At 38.7% G+C, this 23,088-nt stretch carries 19 protein-coding genes and 1 riboswitch; of the genes, 16 read left to right on the top strand and 3 right to left on the bottom strand.

Features of this window, described 5'->3' with window-relative positions:
• Positions 1 to 4: 4 nt before the first annotated feature.
• From WAA20_RS12355 to WAA20_RS12325, 7 genes are all read left to right on the top strand, one after another.
• On the top strand, positions 5 to 901 hold the full coding sequence (locus tag WAA20_RS12355) for a hypothetical protein (protein ID WP_139263872.1): 897 nt from the start codon (positions 5 to 7) through the stop codon (positions 899 to 901).
• Positions 898 to 2,700 carry a DUF2194 domain-containing protein gene (locus tag WAA20_RS12350; protein WP_073390331.1) on the top strand — a complete coding sequence of 601 codons (1,803 nt, stop codon included), beginning with the start codon at positions 898 to 900 and terminating at the stop codon, positions 2,698 to 2,700. Before WAA20_RS12355 ends, WAA20_RS12350 begins: the two co-directional genes overlap by 4 nt.
• 85 nt (positions 2,701 to 2,785) lie before the next feature.
• Entirely contained in the window at positions 2,786 to 4,189 is a 1,404-nt protein-coding gene (gene pelF / locus WAA20_RS12345; RefSeq protein ID WP_073390333.1) for a GT4 family glycosyltransferase PelF, read from the top strand.
• Between the two features lie 111 nt (positions 4,190 to 4,300).
• Entirely contained in the window at positions 4,301 to 5,812 is a 1,512-nt protein-coding gene (gene pelG, locus WAA20_RS12340) for an exopolysaccharide Pel transporter PelG (RefSeq protein WP_073390334.1), read from the top strand.
• The gene (locus WAA20_RS12335; RefSeq protein WP_073390336.1) at positions 5,809 to 7,596 is read left to right on the top strand and encodes a CotH kinase family protein; all 1,788 of its coding nucleotides are present in this window, start codon (positions 5,809 to 5,811) and stop codon (positions 7,594 to 7,596) included. The genes pelG and WAA20_RS12335 overlap by 4 nt, the downstream gene beginning before the upstream one ends.
• Before the next feature lie 36 nt (positions 7,597 to 7,632).
• Positions 7,633 to 8,385, top strand: a complete 753-nt coding sequence (locus tag WAA20_RS12330; RefSeq protein WP_073390337.1) for a polyphosphate polymerase domain-containing protein — start codon at positions 7,633 to 7,635, stop codon at positions 8,383 to 8,385.
• On the top strand, positions 8,382 to 9,056 hold the full coding sequence (locus WAA20_RS12325; protein WP_073390339.1) for a DUF4956 domain-containing protein: 675 nt from the start codon (positions 8,382 to 8,384) through the stop codon (positions 9,054 to 9,056). The genes WAA20_RS12330 and WAA20_RS12325 overlap by 4 nt, the downstream gene beginning before the upstream one ends.
• Positions 9,057 to 9,141: 85 nt before the next feature.
• Here WAA20_RS12325 and WAA20_RS12320 read toward each other — a convergent pair whose 3' ends face one another.
• Positions 9,142 to 10,410 (bottom strand): transposase, encoded by a 1,269-nt coding sequence (locus WAA20_RS12320; protein WP_338801120.1) that lies wholly within the window; start codon positions 10,408 to 10,410, stop codon positions 9,142 to 9,144.
• 216 nt (positions 10,411 to 10,626) lie between these two features.
• Between WAA20_RS12320 and WAA20_RS12315 the strand changes: the two genes are divergently transcribed.
• The 4 genes from WAA20_RS12315 to WAA20_RS12300 all read left to right on the top strand — a co-directional run bounded on the left by WAA20_RS12315 (position 10,627) and on the right by WAA20_RS12300 (position 14,068).
• On the top strand, positions 10,627 to 10,863 hold the full coding sequence (locus WAA20_RS12315; RefSeq protein ID WP_073388020.1) for a hypothetical protein: 237 nt from the start codon (positions 10,627 to 10,629) through the stop codon (positions 10,861 to 10,863).
• A 127-nt stretch (positions 10,864 to 10,990) separates the two neighbouring features.
• Complete coding sequence (locus WAA20_RS12310) at positions 10,991 to 11,773, top strand: hypothetical protein (protein WP_073388018.1); 783 nt, start codon at positions 10,991 to 10,993, stop codon at positions 11,771 to 11,773.
• Positions 11,774 to 11,809: 36 nt separating this feature from the next.
• Positions 11,810 to 12,184, top strand: a complete 375-nt coding sequence (locus WAA20_RS12305; protein WP_073388016.1) for a hypothetical protein — start codon at positions 11,810 to 11,812, stop codon at positions 12,182 to 12,184.
• A 258-nt stretch (positions 12,185 to 12,442) separates the two neighbouring features.
• Positions 12,443 to 14,068, top strand: coding sequence for a hypothetical protein (locus tag WAA20_RS12300; protein WP_139263760.1), 1,626 nt, complete (start codon positions 12,443 to 12,445; stop codon positions 14,066 to 14,068).
• Between the two features lie 344 nt (positions 14,069 to 14,412).
• On the opposite strand, the gene WAA20_RS12295 is transcribed toward WAA20_RS12300, so the two are convergent.
• Positions 14,413 to 16,140, bottom strand: a complete 1,728-nt coding sequence (locus WAA20_RS12295) for a cellulose binding domain-containing protein (protein ID WP_073388012.1) — start codon at positions 16,138 to 16,140, stop codon at positions 14,413 to 14,415.
• A 421-nt stretch (positions 16,141 to 16,561) separates the two neighbouring features.
• Positions 16,562 to 16,636, top strand: a riboswitch (cyclic di-GMP riboswitch).
• Positions 16,637 to 16,712: 76 nt separating this feature from the next.
• Here WAA20_RS12295 and WAA20_RS12290 point away from each other — a divergent pair.
• Entirely contained in the window at positions 16,713 to 17,636 is a 924-nt protein-coding gene (locus tag WAA20_RS12290) for a DNA/RNA non-specific endonuclease (protein ID WP_073388034.1), read from the top strand.
• Between the two features lie 3 nt (positions 17,637 to 17,639).
• On the opposite strand, the gene WAA20_RS12285 is transcribed toward WAA20_RS12290, so the two are convergent.
• On the bottom strand, positions 17,640 to 18,386 hold the full coding sequence (locus WAA20_RS12285; protein WP_207649292.1) for an ion transporter: 747 nt from the start codon (positions 18,384 to 18,386) through the stop codon (positions 17,640 to 17,642).
• Between the two features lie 108 nt (positions 18,387 to 18,494).
• Here WAA20_RS12285 and WAA20_RS12280 point away from each other — a divergent pair, with 108 nt between their 5' ends.
• From WAA20_RS12280 to WAA20_RS12265, 4 genes are read left to right on the top strand one after another with little or no spacing between them, the layout of a single operon-like run.
• Positions 18,495 to 19,625, top strand: a complete 1,131-nt coding sequence (locus WAA20_RS12280) for an Ig-like domain-containing protein (protein WP_073388008.1) — start codon at positions 18,495 to 18,497, stop codon at positions 19,623 to 19,625.
• 25 nt (positions 19,626 to 19,650) lie between these two features.
• Positions 19,651 to 20,604 (top strand): ComEC/Rec2 family competence protein, encoded by a 954-nt coding sequence (locus tag WAA20_RS12275; RefSeq protein ID WP_081373841.1) that lies wholly within the window; start codon positions 19,651 to 19,653, stop codon positions 20,602 to 20,604.
• A gap of 11 nt (positions 20,605 to 20,615) precedes the next feature.
• Positions 20,616 to 21,506: a hypothetical protein gene (locus WAA20_RS12270; protein ID WP_139263758.1), complete on the top strand. Its 891-nt coding sequence runs from the start codon at positions 20,616 to 20,618 to the stop codon at positions 21,504 to 21,506.
• Positions 21,449 to 22,894 carry a hypothetical protein gene (locus WAA20_RS12265; RefSeq protein WP_338801119.1) on the top strand — a complete coding sequence of 482 codons (1,446 nt, stop codon included), beginning with the start codon at positions 21,449 to 21,451 and terminating at the stop codon, positions 22,892 to 22,894. Before WAA20_RS12270 ends, WAA20_RS12265 begins: the two co-directional genes overlap by 58 nt.
• Positions 22,895 to 23,088 lie beyond the last annotated feature (194 nt).

Genomic DNA, 23,088 nt, shown 5'->3' with positions numbered 1-23,088 from the left:
TAGCGTGATACTAATTTCATTTATAGTAGTACATCTTTTAGCAGTAATTGCCGTAGGTGTACTAACAGCCCTTAACTTCATAAAGATTCCCCTCCCATTTCTGGCAGTAGTGCTCTTCGTGCCGGTATTTGGGCTTATGTGCGCTGCGATAATCCATATTTACTATGTAAGTGGAAAGGCAGGCTCCAAATATGCAGAGCTTGAGAACATGAAGGCATCTTTATTAAGTGATGAAGAGGAACCCTCAAGGCCCGTGGAGTCTACTAATGATATACCTCTTGAAGATGCACTTATTTTGGATGACCCGGTTACCAGAAGATCTGTCATGCTTGACGTTCTTATGGAGAATAACCGCCAGTATGTAGGCGCCCTTAGCAAGGCCCGCCTCAATGATGATGTTGAGGTCGTTCACTATGCAACCACTGCCATGGCAGAATTTTCCAAAGAGTACGAGCTTCGCCTTCAGCAGTATGCGACAGAATATGCTAATGACCAGAACAATGAAAATCTTATAACAAGTTATGCCGACTATCTTTCAAGTTATATAAACAGCGGCCTGTGCGTAGGTCAGCTTCTTGAGATATCGACCAATACCTATCAGCAGCTTCTTCGCCAGCTGATAAGGCTCCATCCTTCTAAGAAAAGTTATATGGAGCTTGCGGAAAGCTATATGGATTCAGGACAGTTCGGCCTTGCTGATGAGCTTACCAGCTATCTTTATGACAAGTACCCGCAGGATGAAGAGACCTTTACCCTTCGAGTCCGCTACTACTACGAGACACGTCAGGGCAAGCAGTTAAAAGAGCTTATAAATGATTATGACAAAAAAGACGGATACAAATCGGTTGAGCTTCGAAAGCTGATCTCCTTCTGGTCAGGAAAGGAGGAGATGCAGGCATGAGAAAAAACATCGTTATCCTTCTTAGAATACTGATCGGATTTGCAGGTTTTTTGGTACTTCTCCTGATAGAAAGAGCAGGCATTCCATATAAGGCAGCAGAGGGCAATTCTCTTGTGGTTGATAATGATCTTATCACCTATCACAAGGAGTCATCCAAAGATAAGACCTGCCTTTATATCATGGATTCAGGTGATGAAAATTCGGTCCTGGCAAGTGAGAATCTTAAGCAGATCCTGATGGATATGAGGGTGCCTTATGAAGTTTATGATATAGCCCAGGGAATTCCTGACCCTACGGGCTATGACAAGGTAATAATGGGTATCAAACATCTCACCGCTTTTGGAGAGAAGATACTGGACTATGCAGACTATGTAGAAGATGGAGGAAAAGTTCTTTTCTGGCTTCCTTTAGAAAGAGAAGAGACTCTTGATATCATCACCGGAAAGCTTGGAATAACTGATATTGATTTTAACAATATCGAGGTCGATTATTTTGATCCAAAAGATGACTTTATGCTTGGCTCAAACAATACGCCTTTTTTCCTGGTGGATTATTATCCTTCATCAATGCAGGTCAACCTTGATGACCTTAGCGAAGTGTTTGCCACCTGCGGTTCAACCCCTCTTATCTGGAGAAAAAAGTACGGGGATGGATATTTTGTAGTATGTAATTTTGGATATTGTGAAAAGGCATATAGAGGTATTTACTCTGCAGCATACTCGCTTCTTGATGATGTGTGTATATATCCTGTTATAAACGGCGCCACCTTCTATCTTGACGATTTTCCGTCGCCTGTTCCAAAGGGAGATGGTACTTATATAAGACGTGACTATGACATGGACATAGCGGAGTTTTATACCAATGTATGGTGGCCGGACCTTCTTTCACTTGGAAATGAGTATAACTTTCAGTATACGGGTCTTGTCATAGAGACCTATGAAAATCAGGTCAGCGGCGAACTTAAGTCAAATACTGATGTTGCGGACTATTATTACTACGGGAATATGCTCCTTAATGCGGGTGGTGAACTTGGCTATCACGGATACAATCATCAGCCGCTTTGTGACAATAACTTCGAATATAAGACCGAGCTTGGGTATAAAAAGTGGGAAAGCCAGGAAACAATACGTGATGCTCTGACGGAAGTAATAGAGTTTTCCGAAGGTCTTTTCCCAACAGCAAAGCTTCAGGTATATGTTCCGCCGTCTAACATACTTTCGAAGGAAGGACTTGCCATAATCGACAATGAATATCCAAAGATCACGACTGTTGCATCCATATACCTTTCTGAAAGCGATGCATACAGCCAGGAATTTGATGTTGATGAAAGCGGAATGATCAACACTCCAAGAATAGTGTCAGGCGGTGTTAAGGATAGTTATATGAGATTTGCAGCTTTTTCAGAGCTGAATTTCCATCTTGTTGCATCCCACTTCATGCATCCTGATGATCTTCTTGATATCGACAGGGGTGCTGATCTTGGATGGGAATCTGTAAAAAGTGTTATCGAAGAGTACATGGTATGGCTTAATGAATCAGCTCCGCCTATGAGGCATCTTACAGGAAGCGGAATGGCGGGCGCTGTTCAGAGATTTACCAATATAGTGATCGATATAGATCAAAGAGATGATGGTATAACCATAAATACCGAGGGGCTAATTGATACAGCTTACTGCCTTGTAAGAGTTAACCGTGGTCAGCTTGGAAGTGTTACAGGAGGAGCGCTTACGTATCTTAAAGGCGATCTGTATCTTCTTGAGATCAAGGAAGATGTGGTAGAGATTGAATACAGAAAGTAGATATTTAAATACAAATAAGATAGTCATATATAAATGATCTTTTCGATTAGAGAAATTTAGATACCAGTGATCAAAGGAGACAAGCGTGAGGATCTGTCTGATACTTGAGGGTAGTTATCCATATACTCATGGCGGAGTATCGTCATGGGCACATCAGATGATAAGTGCGATGAAAGAGCATGAATTCGTGCTCTGGGTTATAGGTCCGCGCGCCAAAGACAAAGGAGACTTTTTTTACGAGATACCTGACAACGTAGTTGAGATCAAGGAAGTATTTCTGGATGATGCTCTAAGAATTAAACCTGACAGGAAAAAGATTCCGCCTCTTAATGATGAGGAAAAAGAAACCCTTAGTCATTTTCTTGACTGCGAGCATCCAAACTGGGAGATACTGCTTCATCTTTTTCAGGATAAGCATGTTAATCCCTCGTCCTTCCTTATGAGCAAGGAGTTTCTTGATGTTCTTCAGAAATTGTGCGATGAAAAGTATCCTTACGTTCCGTTTGCAAATACTTTTCACACTATGAGATCGATGCTCCTGCCTGTTCTTTACATGCTGATGCAGGATGTGCCCAAAGCGGACCTTTATCACACTATTTGTACAGGATATGCAGGGATCATCGCAATTACAGGCGGATATAAAACAGGAAAGCCGGTTCTTTTGACAGAGCATGGTATCTATTCAAGAGAAAGAGAAGAAGAGATCATCAGGGCGCAGTGGGTTCAGCCGGCCTTTAAGAGGCAGTGGATCAAGTTCTTCTACATGCTCTCAGATGCCATATATCAAAGGTCTGTAAAGATCACATCACTTTTTGAAAGAGCCGAAAAGACTCAGATCGAGCTTGGAGCAGACCCTGCCAGATGCTCGGTTATTCCGAATGGAATAAGATATGAGAGGTTCTGCGACATTCCGCTTAAACCTGAAGATGGCATGATAGATATCGCAGCTGTAATAAGGATTGCCCAGATCAAGGATATCAAGAGTCTGATATATGCTTTTCACGAACTGAAAAGCAAAAGGTCTGATGTAAGACTCCACATACTTGGCGGCGTTGACGAAGATGAATACTATGAGGAATGCCTTAATCTTGTGGATTCACTTGGGCTTAAGGATGACATTCTTTTTACAGGCCAGGTCAATATAGTTGAGTATATGAAAAAAATAGATTTTACAATTTTGACATCTATCTCCGAAGGACAGCCCTTATCTGTTCTTGAGTCACTTGCCGCAAGAAGACCATGCGTTGCTACGGATGTCGGGTGCTGCAGAGAACTTTTAGAAGGCGGACCTTCTGATCATTTTGGAGTGGCCGGATTCCTTGCACCTCCTATGCACAGAGAAGGAATTGCGCGTGCAATGGAGAAGATGTGTAAGAGTAGAAGTGAACGGGTAAAGATGGGCGAAATAGGGCAAAAACGAGTAGAAGCATACTATAGACACGAGGATATGTTAAGGCTCTATGAGGAATTGTATAAGAGTGTATTTTAGATTGGTTTTATGGTTTGATTGCCTCGATATATAAGGCAGAGATTTTTGCAGTAAATGCGGATTGCTGATTCAAAGTTGCGAAAACATATATTTTTTGCGAAAGGCTGATATATGGCTGGTATTGGTTTTGAGCTTAAAAAATTATTCAAGGCTACTGGCGTACTTGGAGTTCTTCGTGCCTACGGCTACACAGGCATGATAACTGCAGGTCCAATGTTGCTTGGAATTTTTTACCTGATGGGGATAGGTATCATAGCGACTCATTTTGGGCTCAGTGAGCAAAACAGGGAGTTTCTTACCAGTATGATAACCTATAACCTTCTCATATCCCTTTTTATCACAGGTATCCTTGGCATGGTCGTTACAAGATATGTATCAGACATGCTCTATCAGGAAAAAGAAGAGGAAGTTATAGGATCGCTTTCAGGATCGCTGTTTATAATTCTTCCTGTAGGATGTTTTATTTATGGAACGATCCTTATAGTAACAGGTACCAGCATGATCCATGTGCTTCTTAATCTTGTTATGCTCTCTGAACTTCTGTGCGTATGGATGATGATGAATTACCTTACGGCGATCAAGAATTACAAGGGTATACTTATTGGATATGTTATTTCAATATTGGTATCGCTTGGAGGTTCGGTAGTCATATGCTTTTTTGTTCCGGTATCCATAGAGCTGCTACTTGGATTTGTCTGTCTTGGATACGGTGTCATGATGTGTGTTGACATACTTCTTTTGTATCAGTATTTTCCTGCAAATAGCAGGGCTTATTTTGCTTTCCTTCACTGGATAGATGAATATAAGTCTCTTGTGATCATAGGTCTTTGTTCAAGTATAGGACTGTATTCGCATCTTGTAATAGCGTGGTTCTCCAATGTTGGTAAGCATATACAGGGACTGTACTACGGAGCGCCCCAGCATGATATTCCGGCACTTTTTGCCTTTATGACGATACTCATTACCAATATCAATTTTGTAGCTTCTGTCGAGGTCCATTTTTATCCCAAGTACAGAAAATATTATGACCTTTTTAACGGGAAAGGATCTTTGGGAGAGATCAAGATCGCAGAAAAAGAGATGAAGGAGGTTCTGCTTCACGAGCTTGTTTATACCGCAAGGAGGCAGTTTTATGCTACGGCGCTCATGCTATCGATAGGTATGACTCTTCTTAATAAGCTTCCTCTTGGTTTTGACGATCTTATGGACGGATATTTCAGGATACTGTGCGTAGGGTACGGAGTCTATGCGATAGGCAATGTTATAATGCTGATCCTTATGTATTTTACCGACTATGAGGGAGCAGGGATTTCTACGCTGATATTTGCGGTGGTAACAACTGCGGGGTCAATAATATCGCTTAATTTTAATGTCAGATATTACGGTTTTGCATTTGCTCTGGGCAGTATGGCATATCTTGTATACTGCATTTTCAGGCTATATACCTTTTTGCAGAATATTCCTTTCCATATCCTTGCATCTCAGCCTATGGTGCGAAGGGAAAAAAGGAGCGTTTTTACTTTTCTTGGTGAGGAACTTGACAATTTCTTTGGAAGATCAGGTGGCAGGGTTTTAGAAAAACAGGTTGCAGCTAAGCAGGAACAGGAGGCTGGTAAGCTATGAAGATTAGCCGATTTGTATCTATGTTTGTTTTGATAGTAGCACTTATAGCTCTTAGCGTATTCCAGGATGGTTACGATGCGGCTATTACCGAAATTGAGCAGCAAAAGAGAACACCTTCACAGGTGGAGGATGTTTCTTTTGCCCAGGATACGGTGCTTACTGATAATATATCTGACAATTATGCTCTTTACATAAATGATGATCCTTATGATGTTGTGACCATGTACCTGACTGTAAGGAAGGGTAATGCTGCAGAAGGGACAGATCACACCTGGAAAGAGATCAATAGTTATAGTGACTCTGACTATAAGGATATGGGTGTTGACAGATATAAGGTTGCAGGCCTTTTGCAGGTGGGAGATGAGAACGGGCCTTCCTTTGGAGAGCTTGGATATGGGGAGACTGCGCCTAATGCTACGGTTAATATAAGAGGCCAGACATCTACCAGATATGATCAGAAGAATTACAAAATAGAGATCAAGGATAATAAGGGAGATTTCAGGGGGCAGACAACTATTGCTTTGAACAAGCACGAGATGGATGGATTGAGGTTTAGGAATAAGCTCTGTTTTGACCTTATGACAGGGATTGATCAGATGATGAGTCTTAGAACTCAGTTTGTGCATCTGTATGTTAATGATCTTACAGACGGAACAGATGATGGTTTTGAAGATTATGGCCTGTATACTCAGGTTGAGCAGCTTAACAAGACTGCTCTGAAGGTTCATGGACTTAATAAGAGTGGTTATCTTTATAAGATCAATTATTTTGAATTCTACAGATATGAGGATGCCATCAAAAATGTAGATGATCCTGATTTTGATCTTGATCTTTTTGAAACATACATGGAGATCAAGGGAAGTAATGATAATACTAAGCTTATTAAGATGATAGAAGATGTAAATGATTATACTATTCCGATAGATACTATACTTGAAAAATATTTTAATATTGAAAACCTTACATACTGGATGGCTTTTCAGATCCTGACAGGGAATGTTGATACCTCAAGCCGTAATTTCTATCTGTATAGTCCGGTAAATAATGACACCTGGTATATTTTGTCCTGGGACTGTGATGACAGCTTTATGGTCACAGAGAGAGAAATGAGGGATGTTATAGAGTTTGGTGGATGGCAGATGGGAATTAGTAACTATTGGGGCAATGTACTATTCCAAAGATGTCTTAAATCAGATAAATTCAGGGCGGCGCTTGATGCTGCTATCAGAGATGAACTTGCATATATGACACCTGAAAGACTACGCAGCATGGTGGAGAGCTATAGTAAAGTAGTAAAGCCTTATGTGTACACAGGAATAGATTCTCTGTATACGCCTTTGACAAGTGAACAATACGATACATTGCTTAATATCATTCCTGATGAGCCGCAGTATTATTATCAGGAGTACCTCAAATCACTGGAGCAGCCACAGCCATTCTACATAGGAGAAATAACCTATGAAAATGGTATATTGTCTTGCGGGTGGGATCCATCATATGATTTTGATTCTGAAACTATAACCTATACTGTCAAGATCGCAAGAGACTATAACCTTAATGATGTGATCGCAACGTATGAAGGAGTGTGGACGACTATTTCGGAGCAGATACAGCTTGATCCCGGAGGTCAGTATTTTATAAGTATTACGGCAACCAATGAATCCGGTTATTCACAAGGTGCATTTGATTACTACATTGCGAATGACAGCTATTACTATGGCATGAAGAGCTTCTTTGTAAATCTCGATGGAAGCATAACGGAAGATACATATGTGGAAGAGTAAGCGGGGACGCGAAAGATTCGAAATAGAGGTTTAAGTATGGGTGAAAGGTATAGGCACGAACTTAAATATCTAATAAAGTGCAGTGATAGGGATCTTCTGATGCTGCGGCTGAAATATCTGATGCAGTTAGATCTACATGCTGGTGAAAATGGGTACATGATAAGATCCATATACTTCGACGACTACTGGAACAGTGCTTTTAATGATAAGGAAGCTGGCATATTAGAAAGAGCCAAGTGGAGGATCAGGATTTATAACTGTCAGGATTCGTCTATAAAGCTTGAGAGGAAGAAAAAGTTTGGAAGTTATATTTTCAAGGAATCGGCTTCACTGACTAGAGATGAGGCGCTGAAGCTGATCGAAGGGGACTATCTCTTTTTGCTAAAGAAAGATAATAACCTTCTGAGGGAGTTCTACGTAGAGTGTATAACCAAACTCATGAAGCCACGGGTAGTGGTTGATTATGACAGGGTACCCTTTATCCTGCCGGAAGGAACTGTTCGAGTGACCTTTGACTCCGATGTGAGGGCAGCAGTCCTTTCAAATGATATATTTGATCCTGATCTTCCGGCTCTGTCTTGTATGGAGGTTGGGAAGTGCATCATGGAAGTTAAATTCACAGAGTTTTGCCCGAGGATAGTCAGAGACATAATTCCGGCAGGGGCAGCAGATATAACCGCTTATTCCAAATTTACGATGTGTGCGTCGAAGACGTCATATCTTCACGGATTTGATTATTACGAAGATGCAGGTACACCAAGGTCTGATTTACGAGGAGGAATAATATGAGCGTAAAAGATGTTATAAAGAATTCTTTCCTTAGTTCCGACAGCTTCACCAAAACGGATGTGGAGCAGATATTTGTTTCGCTTCTTGCTGCACTTTTACTGGGACTTTTTATATATTTGGTATACAGAGTCTTTTATGCAGGCGTCATATATTCCAAGAGCTTTGCTGTAACGATCGTGGGTATGACAGTTCTGACATGTATGGTAACGCTGGCGATCAGTACCAACGTTGTTATATCCCTTGGTATGGTCGGTGCGCTTTCTATCGTCCGCTTCAGAACAGCGATCAAGGATCCGCTTGACCTTCTGTACCTGTTCTGGGCCATAACAGCCGGCATCACAGCAGGTGCCGGGATGTACTTCCTTGCAATATGCAGCAGTATTATCATGCTTGTTGTTATTATCATCTTTTATTCAAGAACTTCAGGCCAGTCCATATATGTTGCAGTTGTCCATTATACAGGCGATGACACCGGCGACAAGATACTTCAGGAACTTGGAAAGCTCAAGTACTGTATCAAATCTAAGACCCTTCGCGCGCAGGAGACGGAGATGGCGATCGAGATATCCGTTAAAGATAAGAATCTTTTCTTTGAAGAAAAGATCAGGAATCTTGAAAACGTGAAGGATATAACCCTCATCCAGTACAACGGTGAATATCACGGGTGGTGAACTACCCATCACCTAAAGGTAATGGGCTTCTAAGAGCCTAACGGCTCCATTTAAGAAGTTTGACATTTAAGTTTCCACCTGATATTCAGGCAATCCTTATTCTTACAGGCGTGTCCACATCGCCTCTACCGTATAGGATACTAAGATCCACAACGCTACTTTTACGCATTATATTTAATGCCCCATTAATATCGGCATTAAATTTAATCCCTCTGGCAGTCTTGTACATTCCACGATGTATTCTGTTACCACTGAACTGATATTCCTTTGGATTGTCATCATTGTAAACAGGGATATCATCTTTATCCCAAAATGATGACCTTGATGTATAGCTTTCTTCCTGCTCAACATAAGTAATATCATTAAGCTCGCAGAGGTATGACAGTTTATCTCTTAATAAGCCATAAGGGATATTAACAAAATTCTGATTGTTCTGTTTGCCTATATGTGAACTCCGTTGAAATGTAACATTATATCCGGCTACAAGGGTTCCGATATCGTTAGAGATACAGTAGTCTATAACCTTACGTGCAGCTTTGCTCATATAGTCATTTACTTTATTGTTACGATCACGAGCAATGGCTTTCTGACGATTTGTAGTCTTTTTGCCAAAATGCTGCTTGTCCTTAATGGACTGCAGGCGGGCATTTTCTTTGTTAAACCACTGGTTAATGGACTTGAGTCTTCTTCCGTCGATTATGAACGATCTGCCATTATTTGATACTGCGGTTACAAGATTGTTTATACCAAGATCGAGCGCCAGTGCATTGTTTTTGTTAAGATTTCTTTGAACACACTCAGCTTCGTAAGTGTACTGGATTTCAAAGAACCTGGCATGAGCTTTTGGTATGATACGTATCTCTTTAACCTTTTTATCAAGCAGGATCGGCGGGATTGTGATTTCAACCGGCTTGTGGGTTTTCTTAAAGCTGTTTGAAAACGGAAGTATCAGCTTATTCCCGTTAAGTCGTACAAAACCTATAACAAGTGTGGTATACCCGTCTTTTGGAAGATAATTTGGCAGTTTGCAATCCTTAAAAGCATATTTACCCTGTTTTGCAAGTTTAAGTAAGCCAAAGAATGACTTGAAACTGCCGTCTACTTCTTTGAGGATCTGCTGTGCCATATTTGAATTTAAGGTCTTGTAATTAAAACTGTTCTTTAACAGAACATAGTTCTTCTCATACTTCAGAAACTTACCTTCAGTAAAGTAATACTGCCTAACATTATAGATGGCTTCATTTGCAAGATTTTTAGCTGAATGACACAGTTCTCTTATTGAACAGTAATCGTCTTTCGATAGATGTTTTACCTGCTGTTTTACAGTAAGATACATACAGTTTTCTCCTTTCATAAGACTCGGATCACTCCTGTATATATATTATATCATATGTTTTACCCAAAAGAATGTGATGCAGTAAAATACACGCATCTATTAGTGACGCCATTCATCCCACGACCTAAAGGTCATGGGTTTTCTGGCTGAATTATTATAAATAAAAATAGCAGGAAGATAAAAGGGCGGTTTTTACTGATCCTGTCGCACATTGACGGTAAGTACTATGGAAAGATGACGACTACAAGGTGTTTCGAAGAACTTCAGAATGATGGAACATACAGGGGAAGCGGCGGAATAGGCAATTCCTATTACATGAGAGCGACAATCTCTACAGAATCCTATACAGAAGAATACATTGCCGAGTATCATGACGGCGTATTCACAGTCGATGGCGAAGAAGTAGATGACTATGAAGGATGGCTTTCTGAGAATTTCTCAGATCCGGCTTATTGGTGGGAAAAGAATTAACTAACATATGGAAAGCCTGTTATTAGCATTTCTAAACCTTGTGTAAAACTTAAAATTTTTGTATAATACGTTGGCGCGTATCAATAATTTCAGCGCGAAAAAAGTTTAAAATCGGGGAGAACTAAATATGACAGAAACATTTAATGGGGAAAGTAACAGTGGAAAAAGACTATCGCCAAGGGGCGCACATTTTCTGAGCAATTGGATCATGATCCTATTCTTGCTATTCATACCGACTACTATTGCATCCATACTAAGCAATGGAAAAATCGTGACTTCTCAAGGTCTATTATTCGCAGGCTATGTTATAAGTACGATATGTTCCATTGCCTATGGACTTATTCTTTTAAAGATCTCATCTAAGGACGACAGATACAATGTAGCAGGCTATTGCTCTCTGGTAGTATCAGCAGCAGATATAATCAAGCTGATACTGTCTGCTGTAGCAAGTTCTGCTGCTAAGGCTGCTGAAAGTTCTGCATCAAACTATGTAAACACGACCTACTCAGGAAGGATGATGACCTATTCAAGTACTGCGAGTACCGCTGATACGTCATTGGCAGCCACACTTGCAGGCGTGGGAGTACTTATCTCGCTGGTTGCTATTGTAGCAGGGCTTATAGGCACTAAATATGAATTCACTGCTCATTCTAGCGTGCTCAAAGGAGTGGATGACGAATTATCAGAAAATTGGCTGATATTATGGAAGTGGTACATTGGAGCCATAATCGCTATGATGTGTAGCTTAATTTTAGTGCTTGCTTTAGGAATGATCCTGATTATAGGTGCAGTAATAGTACTCTTTATTACAAACATTGTGAAAATAGTATTTCTCTACCAGACATCGAAAGCATTTGGTGAGTATAACCTGAGATTAAAAAGAGAAAGACATAATAGCCGTATGGCGTAAAATGGTATAGTACCGACATTTGGCTGAGGATGTGCCATGAATATAGTAGATAAGCTGATTGAATTCAATACAACGCGGGATAGAGCTGCTTTGGGAGTTACTTCTGATATAGAACAGCGAACCCTGGTTGTAATAGCTAACGACATATTGGAATGGCTTAAGCTCGAAAGAAAGCGTGAACTATGGATAGAGCAGGGCAAAGCCATAACACATAAGCCGCTGGAGCTAAATATGGATTATCCCTGGTGCAAAGATCTGGAGAGACTCCTTAATGAAGATAATCCCCTTGCTGAAGTATTCTGTATAAAGGACAATTGCCTTACTTTTAAGGATAGCGTAAGTGATGATTATATTCATGAGGTCAGGGGATTGGCGCATGAGAAGTACAATCCGCCAATGATTAAAGACTAAATTAAAACCTTCCATGATCGCATTAAATACGGTTATGGGAGGTCCTTTTTTATGGATTAGTTATTATTCATTAACAACTTGTTATTTATTGCTGAGTTACATGACATGTATAAGTTATATCTTTAAATAGATTTTGGGTTGAAGTAGAATAGTTTGGTTGTGGCAACTAACCTTGCATTTATAGGCTAAGCTGCAAACAGGGATGATATATAAATAATTCAAAAGGTAAACTTTTAATATCGAAAGGGGAATGATTGTATGGGTAATGAATTCGAAATAAAAGCGCTTCAAAATGTGCAAGGAGACCAAATGGCGTATCCTAAAAAGGGAATAGGATTACTTTTTAGGAAAATAGTTGTAGGTGTTACATCTGTTGCCGTGCTTTCTGGCTGTTCGTTGGACTTGAATATCAGTGGAAGCAGTGTTGAGATGGCAGATGTTTGTATTCCGGGTATGTATGATGTTTGTATTCAGGGTATGTATGATGATGATTCAAATGCATATGTCCCGCTGATGAATGGAGATATTGTTGAAATAGATGATAATGTAGTTGATTCCTATGTTTTACCAGATAGACAGAAAATTGTTTATTTGACTGCTGACGATAAAATATATCTTATGAATGTAGCTGATGAAGATAAGGATCTTATATGTGATACGGCGGCATACTTAGGAATCGTAAAAAATGAAGGCTTTGTTTACGCAGATACTAAAGGGAATTACTACAGATACTCATTGGAAGACGATACTTCTGTTGAATTAGGAACATCATATTACTGTCCAATAGATAATTTTAATTTGATTTATTTCAAAGACAATGCGGCTTATATTTTAAAACCATCTTCGGATGAACCTGAAAAGCTTGGAAATTGCGAAGTGGATTGGAGTGTATTATTTGTTAGTAATGATGGGAATACAGTAATTTGGTATACAAGTGACGATGATTCGATTGATCTGTATATGTATTCTGATGGAGAGAAATCTAAAATTGGCTCGTATGGGATTTCTCAAGAGTATGGTTATGTACATGTAGATTATAATCAAACACAAACAAGTATTGTCGCTTTCCCTACAGGTGCAGATTATTTGTTTTTAATCAATTCAGGGAATGAACCAGTAAAAATACAGTTAAGTGGCGGATTAGTGTCTGATGATTTCTATACATCAAATGGGATTCTAGTCCATGATACATCAGATAAAATTGATGGTTTATACTGTGTTGTTAATGATAATAACGGAAAAAGTATTTGCTACATAACCGATGATGGAGAACATGAAGAAGTTGTTTCTGGCGTCAATCAGTTTGCAACATATGAAGGATATTTGTATTATACAGATGATAATGATAATCTCAGGCAAGCAAAACTTGATAAAGCAGAGCTAAAGGATGAAGAAAAGATAGCTGGAGACGTTGGAATAATGCATGATGATTGCATAAATGGTTATGTTTATTATGCAAAGGATGTTAGTCGTAATGATAAAAACGGTAATCTGTATGTTTATAAAAATAGTTCTGAACCTCAAAAGATAGCATCAGATGTTTCTCTGAGTTTTTATGTTAACGGTGATGGTGATATAAAAGGAAGTTTAAGTACAGATGGCAAAACTATATATTATTATAAAAATATATCAAGTATTGATGACACATATAATTGCGGATCACTTTGCAAATATACATATGGGGACGAAGATAGTATTACAATCTCGGACGATGTTATGTTGAATTATGAGAGAAGTAGTTGTTTTATGAGATATATTAAAAATGATTTAATTATTTATTTGAAATATGACTCAGTAGAAAACGGTGTTTTTTATATGGATTGGTACTTCTATGATGGTAAGGATAGCGAACGTATGGCTAAGCGCTTGAAATGGACATCTTAAAATATTGGTATACCCTTGGGATATGATTATGAAATAGAAAAGGCGCAGGTTCACTGCGCTTTTTTGATGTAGACTTGTTTCATTTTTAGGTTATTAACTTTGGGGTTCCGGATCAGATTCCGGCCCTTCTCACTAGAAAAAACGATTATGGCTGACATCCATCCCCTAAAACCCCCTTTCATTAGCAAATATATCCCCATCCCGTGGTATCATTCATATATGCGTTTTTAAGGAGGTCAGGCACAATTATGAAAAGAAAAATAGTAGTAGCATGTATCCTCAGTATTAACGCATGACAAAAGGGCCGCGCACTAATAACTTAGTGCGACAGCCCTCTTAAAGTCTTATCCGTGACTGTAGTGAATCAATTCGTTCACTTCATGAACCCCATCTGCGTCAATATCAAATACATACCATGCATTACCGCTGCCGCTTGTAGGAACTTCAAATGTGTCCACGAGAACGCTTCCCTTGTATACGTTGACGGTTGCTCCTGATTCTGCTATCACAGGGTTGCCGCTGAAGTTATAGGCAACATACTTGAGTGTTTTTCCGTTAAAGTATTCGTTGTCGATATCTATAGTTATAGTTTCCGGTCCTAGTCCGCTGGTATTATCAACATCTAAAGTTGCTATAACTTCGCCGTTGCTGCTAAGTTTTGTCTTTCTGTAGGAAACACTGGCGACCATTCCACCATCCTCCCCATAAATATCCAGATGCGAATCCAGATCTCTGGGAGTAGGATTCCATGTGAGTACTATTCTGTACTGTCCTTCAGGAAGCACCGGTGAAATAGCCATTACTACAGGTTCTATTGATTCCTGCTCCGCTGCGGTAACGTTAAAGTATCCGGTAATGAAACCATCGATTGATACTTCTGCAGTGTAATCGCCTTCCTTTACAGCAAACTGTACATCTCCATTTTCAGTTGAGACTGCTTCTGCAATGAAGTCACCTTCCTGATTGTCTTTGCCTTCACGAAGCCTTACAACAGCACCTTCAATTGAAGATCCGTTTACAGCATTTATAACACATCCATAGATTGTGAGAATAAGTGTCTCAGCCTCTTCTGAATACTTTGTCAGCACATAGTCATTTATCTGCGCGGAGGAATCTACTGTAACATCCGGATTATCCCAGGGAGCAACTACGTTGAATCCGAAAGATACAGATTCTCCTGCCGGAATATTCTGATTGTAAACTGCATTCTTTACAACATATCTTCCGTTCTCGTGCTGTTCGATAATGCCGTTCCATATCTGTGTGATTTCGTTGGCAAAATCAAATTCAAGTCCCCAGTCCTCAATAGTCTTGTCAGTATTGTTCGTGATAGTTACCTGACCTGTGAAGCCTGTCTCCCAGTCTGCTATAACTTCATAAGTGACTGTGTAGTCTTCTTCTTGCGTATCTGTCTTGGCATTCAGGTTTTTAAAATCAGTGGGTTCGCCATTAAAAGCTGCACCAACGCTGAACCCGAAGAATACAGATCCGCCAACCGGAATATCCTGATTCCAGCCGCAGTTATTAATAACAAACACGCCGTTTTCATGGCTTTCTACAACACCGTTCCAGATTGTTGTAAAATCCGGAGCATCATAGGCCATACTCAGTTTCCAGTCTTCGATAACCCTATCGCTCGTATTCTCGATAGTAACACCTGCATTGTATCCATCTCCCCAATCTTCAAGGAGAGCAAATGTAACCTTGTATTCGGGATCTGCAGATTCTTCTGCTACAACAGGCTCTTCAGGGAAAACTTCCGTCTCTTCTTCGGACGCTTCTGGCAGCACGTATGTTACTTCAGACTCCTCAGCAGGAACGATAGTTGTGTCTTCCTCATCAGAAGTGGTTGCTGCGGCCTCCTCATCAGAATCGATAGTTGCGTCCTCTTCATCAGAAGTGATTGCTGCGTCCTCCTCATCAGAATCGATAGCTGCGTTCTCCTCATCGGGGGCGATTGTTGCATTCTCTTCATCGGGCACTTCTTCAGCAAAAGAATTGAATGAGATCATGTTAAAAGACATTGCTACTACTAATAACGTCGAAACCAAAACACTTTTTTTCTTGAACATAATATACCCCTTCTACAATATTCAATTGTCAGTTTAGGCAATATCACAGCGCCGGCAGAAGTGACATCACCAAAAAGAAGTATACCAATAATATATATAATATGCAATTAGTAGTTATAAAAATTACGCATTTTCGTAATTTTTGTAATGTGAAGCCTCATACTTCATTAATCACAAGAATTTCATATGCAGCATCCTGGATTGGAAAAGAAGGAGAGACAGTAGTAACATAATCCTAGAGGCAGCAGGCCTATTCCGGGGGAGACGATACGGAAGATAATGGTGTTGCCGTGTTGATCGAGGATGGAGAAGTAACGGAAGTTGGATATAAGGATATTGCTTTTTGAGAAAATAGTAGCGGTAAAGTATATTGACATGCATATTATAAATAATTATACTTGAACTTAACTAAATAACGATTGCATATATACGGTAAAGCCAGAGCAATCTGGTGACACAAAGCTATAGGGACTCTCCGAGTCAGCCAGTTGCATGTAACACGAGTAATGGGCATTGCAGCTGTGCAGTGCCTTTTTTATTACCTTTTGGGAAAAGAGATAGAGGATAAATACATGAGAATAGCAAACTTCAAGATAAACAGAATATTGGCGATGCTCATTCTTATAGGACTGATAATTAGCCTGTCGGGATTAACACTTACCAAAGTCCATGCCAAGAGCGACATACCGGCTTATACAGGAAGTGCATCAGTAGTCCTAAACGGCAATATACCAACCTTCGCAGCTTCCGATATCACCACAGTATCATACGAACAGTATGGAGCCTTGGACAGCCTTGGAAGATGTACAACTGCTGTAGCATGCATAGGTCAGGACCTCATGCCTACAGAACCTCGCGAATCGATTGGCACTGTAAAGCCTACAGGTTGGAACCAGAACAAGTATCCAGGAATCGTTGATTCAGAACCGCCATATCTCTACAACAGATGCCATCTTATAGGCTACCAGCTCACAGGCGAGAATGCTAATGAGAAGAATCTTGTCACAGGCACAAGATACATGAACGTTGATGGTATGCTTCCATATGAAAACATGGTTGCGAATTATATAGAGTCAACCGGTAATCACGTAATGTACAGGGTTACACCTGTATTTGAAGGCAATAACCTCCTGTGCACAGGAGTTCAGATTGAAAGCTACTCCGTAGAAGATTCAGGACAGGGAATCTGCTTCAATGTGTTCTGCTATAACGTACAGCCGGGAGTAAATATCAACTATGCAGATGGCAGTAACAGCGCTATAGACGGATATGTTCTTACACCAAATGATGCGACAGAAGAAGACATAACGAGAAGCACTTCAGACCAGACCACGCAGCAGTACAGCTATGTTGTTAATACAAATACCAAGAAATTCCACTATCCAACATGCAGTAGTGTCAGCGATATGAAGGAAAAGAACAAAATGTATTATGAAGGAACGAGAGATGAGCTTGTAAATCTTGGGTATGATCCTTGCAAGCGGTGTAATCCATGACCATTATGATTTACTTAAATCGCTTTTATCCTGTTCTTTCTTACTTTCGGTTAAGGCTTCCAGATAGCCTGCGGTGATAACGCCTGCAGGAAGAGCAACCACAGCAATACCAAAGACGGAAGAAATCATCGTAATAACACGTCCTGCGGTTGTTATAGGATAGATGTCTCCATAGCCTACGGTAGTAAGTGAAACAGTAGCCCAGTAAATTGCATCAAAAAGAGTATCAAAAGAATCTGCTTCAACATTGAAAATTACAAGAGCAGAGATAAGAATATAACAGATAGCAAGAGTACATACAGCCATGAGTGGTCCTCGTGAGTTCTTTATGACTCTTGCTATTATTTTTATGCTTTTTGAGTAACGGAATGCTTTGAAAACCCTAAGCACACGTAGAGTTCTGATTATGCGGAATAGACGGAATAGCTTGAATCCAGGATTAAGAACAGTCAGGCTTGGAAGGATAGAAACAAGATCAATAATAGCCCAAGGTGTGAAGGGATATTTTACAAAAGCTACTGCTGAACGTTCTTTAAGCTTATAGTCAGCAGTAATCAGCCTCAGAAAGTAATCGATAATAAAAAGAGTAGTTGTTATAAGGTCTGTATAGTGAAAAATTGGAAAAGACTGCTTAAATCCTAATGGGATTATGCTTATGATGATTGCTAGTAGCATTACGGCATCATAAATTGAGCTTACCTTGTCATTATCTTTAGCAGTTTCGATAATTTCAAAGATTCTTTTTCGCATCATTTCCTCCGATATAATTAAATGAATTAATGAACGAAATTACATTTACAAAATAATAATACTACATTGAAATATGTGTTTGGCTATGATTTTTGAAAGGATATGATTATGAAAATAGTTAGCATAGTATGTCCTAATTGCGGCGCGTCACTTCAGCTTGATGCAGATCAGAAAAATCTTAAATGCGAGTATTGCGGGAACAGCATATTTGTAGATGATGAGATCAAGCACATACAGTTCGATAATGCTGAGGAAAGCGGATATCTGTTTGAAAAAGGAAGGCAGCGTGCAAAGGCTGAAAGTGCAAGAGAATATCAGCAGACCATTCCTGCATATACATATGAAAAGCCGAAGAAAAGAAGAACTTGGCTTTGGATATTAGGGTGGCTGTTTATCTTTCCGGTTCCTCTGACGATTTTGATGGTCAGGAATCAGAAGATGAATAAGAAGGTTAAGGTAGCAATTATTGTAATTGCATGGCTTGTGTACTTTGCGATAGCTCGTTCTGGAAAATCAAGTGATTCTAATAGGACTAAAGATACGAATGAATCTTCTAGAAGCAGCAATGTAGAGATTTCTGTTGAAACTGATTCAAAAAATGATAAAGAAAACAAGGTCAAGAATGCTGATGATGGAAGAGCTGAAGAAGATGATGGAACAATAGATCCTGAATCGATTATTATCCAAGCTGATTCAACAGAATTAGTTCTTGGAGGAGCTGTGAAATTGATAGTTGAGATTACTCCATCAGATGCTACAGTTGGAGAAATAAAATGGATTTCTAGTGATGAGAACGTAGTTGTTGTTAATGAAGAAGGAGAGGTTACAGCTGTTGGCGGCGGTACAGCAACTATAACTGCAATTGTTTCTGATAGTATTCAAGCAACATGCGATATAACTGTTGATGGAACTAGAAGAATAATGCATGTGAAAGTTAATAAATCTAATATCGGCGAAGACATAGGAGATGAGTGGTCATTTGAAGACAAGATAGATGGTGAAAATGTTTATTATCTCAAAGAAATAGCTGTAGGAGATACATTAACATTCTATTCCAAATATACAGAATCTGATAATAATCCTGATGTTGGTGAGGCATCAGCTACACACACTGTGACAGAAGAAGACCTTCAAAACGGATTTACAGTTACTATGGATGTATATGTAACTGAAAACGGTGGAAAGAATAAAGGAGAAAAAGCGCACTATACGGTTACGTATACGTTCACTACGGAATAGTTCATTGAAATAGTCTTGTGAAAATATGAAGAAAAAAGTTAAAAGACGACTAATACTATTTGTAATAATTGTAGTCGTAATTGCCGTGAGTATTGCAGTATTAAGAGTAAATAAAAAGCATACTTTGCCTTCAAATCCATCATTTCCGGATAGTAGAACAATTGGAGATGGAGGAGTGTTCTACTATGATGCAGAAAGTGATACGCCAGACATTTTAGTAGATTCGTCCTTTGTTATTCATTTTTTGGATGTTGGTGAAGGTGATTCTACTCTTGTGGAGTGCGGTGGACATTTTATGTTGATTGATGGAGGAAATCCATCTTATTCAAGCTTCATATATTCATATTTGGAAAAACGAGAGATTAAGTATATTGATTATATAGTTTGTACTCATGCTCATGAAGATCATGTGGGTGGTCTTTCAGGTGCACTGAACTATGCATCTGTAGGAATGGCTTATGCTCCAGTGACAGAATCTGATACTAAGGCATTTAATAGCTTTGTAAAATACCTTGATGTTCAAGGGAAAACTATAACAGTCCCTAAAGCCGGAGATACGTTCGGGTTGGGAAGCGCTACAGTTCAAATTGTTGGGCCAATTGATATGAGTCTTGCTGAAGATAACGTTAATAATTCATCGATAGTGCTCCGTATTAAGTATGGATCAACATCGTTCCTTATTACAGGAGATGCGGAAGAGGCAGAAGAACTGTCTATTGTTAAATCACGTTTTAACATCAAGAGCGATGTCATGAAAATAGGTCATCATGGAAGTAATACATCGACATCTGAAGAATTTATCAAAGCTGTTGATCCTGATTATTGCATCATATCAGTGGTGGAAGACAATGCGTATGGTCATCCTCATGATGTAGTTTTAGATAGAATCGAAGAATATGGGGCGCAAATATATCGGACAGATTTGTATGGGGAGATTACATGTATTAGTGATGGTAAAGAGATATCTCTGTTATTTTGACGGTAATTAGCATGATAGAAACTACGAAAGCTAAAGCTAAAACAAAAATTAAGATTCAAGAGTGGCTGAATAAGCTTTCTTATTTGCTGATTTTTATATGCATTATAGCCATTGCATTGAAACCGATTATAGTTTTGGCGGACAATGGCGATACAATAGTCCACGTTACGAATACTGGTAAATGTTATCATACCGCGGGATGTTACCATTTACGTAGTGATAGGGAAATAACACTTTACGAGGCAGTTGTCGAAAATGGTTACAACCCTTGTAGTGATTGCAATCCGCCGATATATGACGGACCAGAGCCTTTGCATGAAAAGATGGAAAAGAGTCAGAGCAGTTCATCTTCAAAGAGTTATAACACTGATAATTCAAGGGAGAAAACCAATGTAGCTGAGAAAGAAGAAAAAGAAGAAAAAGAAGAAAAAGAAGAAAAAGATAATAATATATGTCTCAAAGTAATACTTGGATTAATAGCGTGTTTTTGGGGATTAAAAGTCATACTCTATACAAAAATAACATACGAAAAATGGAAGATAGAGAAAGAATTATTTTTGCAAGAACAAAACAAATATATGTTGTTATACAAGAATAAGGATCCGTTGAGCTTGGTTGATATTCCAAAGAACACTTTTTTAAAAGATGGATTTCCTTGTTCCAATGGTAATGGACCATATGGTGATTATACTGTTTATGTGGCGAAAAAGAATGGTAAGGTACTTCATACAAAAAGCAAGTGTGGGGGAGCTAATCTTGTGCCTATCAATTATGCTCAGGTTTGCAATTTGCCGCATTGTAAAAGATGTTCAACTGGAAAAAAGATAAAACTTCCTAAGATTGGATGGTATCAAGAGTACATAGAAATAACCAGAATAAAACAGAAATATCAGATTCCTTGATAATAAAGGGTTCTGGTTTTTTAGAAATGAAGAAGAACATAGGGGCTAATATGAGAAATAAAGAAGATCATAATGCGAATAATAAAACAAGTGAAGAACGAAATGACAAACGTAATTCGGTCCCATTTTTATTAGGCTTGTTCGTTATAACCCTTTATTTGGGCATTATATATGGAATATTTAGTGGTATTTCTGATATTGTTAATGCGCTATCTTATAAAAATGGCTTTATTATCTTAGTAATATGTGAATATTCAATAAGTATAGGAATAAATGTTGCTATTTTGTATGCCAAAGATAATTTTAACAAAAAAGCTTTTGATTTTTGGGTAGTAATGCTTTGCGTAATTTCTTTTATATATATGTTTATTTATTCTGTACCAGTGAACATGAATACGTACATTCAACTTTTAAGACTAATTATAAATCTTATGTGGTTGGCATACGTACTTACTTCCGATAAGGTCAGGTGTTATTTTGAGGAAGGAGCAATGTTTTTTGGGCATTCCCAAGATAGAGATTATGGAAGCGATGATGCTGCTATTAATATTCTAAAGCAGGAATCAAAAATCAGAATAGAAAACGATTTAATTACAAGTGCAAAAGAGCCCTTTCATGAATCTGCTAACGTCGATCCGATTATTTTATCTCACCAACCAATCGAAGAGAAAATAATAAAAAATGAAGAGAAAACAATAAGTGAGAATCAAGATATAACTGGAAGTAAGGTGGTTTTATCGCAGGATTTCAATAAAGATGGGCACCACAATATAAGCAAAGTCATTGTAATAGCTGTAGTTATTATGATGGTTTTATGCATTGCTACATTATCAGTAACTTCTATATACATGATTTTGCAGAATAAATCGTTACAAGAAAAAAATACGTTATTAGTGGGGGCAAATGAATCTATTTCAAAGGAAAACGAAGAATTACAATCTGAGATTTCGGAAAAAGAAGCTCTTAACGCAGAGCTGGAAGAAAAGTTAGAGGATAAAGAGAGTGATCTTAAAGAAAAAAGCAAAGAAGTTGGTGACTACCAAACTGAAAATACTAAGATGACAGATGTTATGAACAATCTGAAAAAGTTTGGTAAAACAGATTATATTGGAACTTCTTCATATTATTCTAATCAATATATTATTGTTACAACTGGTGATGAGAGAGAAATTCAAGTTACTTTTACTTTGTATGGTAGTGTTTATTGCCAAGGAAATAACGGAAATATAAATGTGGATTGGGTAGGGGAATTTGATTCATATAATCATTGTAAAGTGAAATTTACCCCCATATTTGAGGGCTGTACAACTTTTACTTTTACGAATGATCAGAATTCTGCATCTTTTGAAGTACTTGTAATCTATATAAAATATTATTTATATTGCTAATGTAGAATTAAGGAAATGGAAAGAGCAGCTCATTTTGAACTGCTCTTTAAAAAACTATTGAATGAGAGTATAACCTATGCGACCTTCAGCTTTTGGCTGTTTTTGAAGATTTAGAGACAATAATATATCGGAATATCTATCGATTTTAATAACCGATATAGAGAACTGTTTATTGTTGACAGTACGCTAAAGAA

The sequence above is a fragment of the Butyrivibrio fibrisolvens genome (assembly GCF_037113525.1).
Lineage (GTDB): Bacteria > Bacillota > Clostridia > Lachnospirales > Lachnospiraceae > Butyrivibrio > Butyrivibrio fibrisolvens.
The sequence above is the reverse complement of the archived record's forward strand: the minus strand, read 5'-3'. Positions and strand labels throughout refer to the sequence as shown.

Excerpts from the sequence above, each read along its gene's own strand:
- WAA20_RS12350 (WP_073390331.1), top strand. The coding sequence starts at position 898 with ATGAGAAAAAACATCGTTATCCTTCTTAGAATACTGATCGGATTTGCA.
- pelG (WP_073390334.1), top strand. The coding sequence starts at position 4,301 with ATGGCTGGTATTGGTTTTGAGCTTAAAAAATTATTCAAGGCTACTGGC.
- WAA20_RS12335 (WP_073390336.1), top strand. The coding sequence starts at position 5,809 with ATGAAGATTAGCCGATTTGTATCTATGTTTGTTTTGATAGTAGCACTT.
- WAA20_RS12330 (WP_073390337.1), top strand. The coding sequence starts at position 7,633 with ATGGGTGAAAGGTATAGGCACGAACTTAAATATCTAATAAAGTGCAGT.
- WAA20_RS12325 (WP_073390339.1), top strand. The coding sequence starts at position 8,382 with ATGAGCGTAAAAGATGTTATAAAGAATTCTTTCCTTAGTTCCGACAGC.
- WAA20_RS12320 (WP_338801120.1), bottom strand. The coding sequence starts at position 10,410 with ATGAAAGGAGAAAACTGTATGTATCTTACTGTAAAACAGCAGGTAAAA.
- WAA20_RS12315 (WP_073388020.1), top strand. The coding sequence starts at position 10,627 with ATGACGACTACAAGGTGTTTCGAAGAACTTCAGAATGATGGAACATAC.
- WAA20_RS12310 (WP_073388018.1), top strand. The coding sequence starts at position 10,991 with ATGACAGAAACATTTAATGGGGAAAGTAACAGTGGAAAAAGACTATCG.
- WAA20_RS12305 (WP_073388016.1), top strand. The coding sequence starts at position 11,810 with ATGAATATAGTAGATAAGCTGATTGAATTCAATACAACGCGGGATAGA.
- WAA20_RS12300 (WP_139263760.1), top strand. The coding sequence starts at position 12,443 with ATGGGTAATGAATTCGAAATAAAAGCGCTTCAAAATGTGCAAGGAGAC.
- WAA20_RS12295 (WP_073388012.1), bottom strand. The coding sequence starts at position 16,140 with ATGTTCAAGAAAAAAAGTGTTTTGGTTTCGACGTTATTAGTAGTAGCA.
- WAA20_RS12290 (WP_073388034.1), top strand. The coding sequence starts at position 16,713 with ATGAGAATAGCAAACTTCAAGATAAACAGAATATTGGCGATGCTCATT.
- WAA20_RS12285 (WP_207649292.1), bottom strand. The coding sequence starts at position 18,386 with ATGCGAAAAAGAATCTTTGAAATTATCGAAACTGCTAAAGATAATGAC.
- WAA20_RS12280 (WP_073388008.1), top strand. The coding sequence starts at position 18,495 with ATGAAAATAGTTAGCATAGTATGTCCTAATTGCGGCGCGTCACTTCAG.
- WAA20_RS12275 (WP_081373841.1), top strand. The coding sequence starts at position 19,651 with ATGAAGAAAAAAGTTAAAAGACGACTAATACTATTTGTAATAATTGTA.
- WAA20_RS12270 (WP_139263758.1), top strand. The coding sequence starts at position 20,616 with ATGATAGAAACTACGAAAGCTAAAGCTAAAACAAAAATTAAGATTCAA.
- WAA20_RS12265 (WP_338801119.1), top strand. The coding sequence starts at position 21,449 with ATGGTATCAAGAGTACATAGAAATAACCAGAATAAAACAGAAATATCA.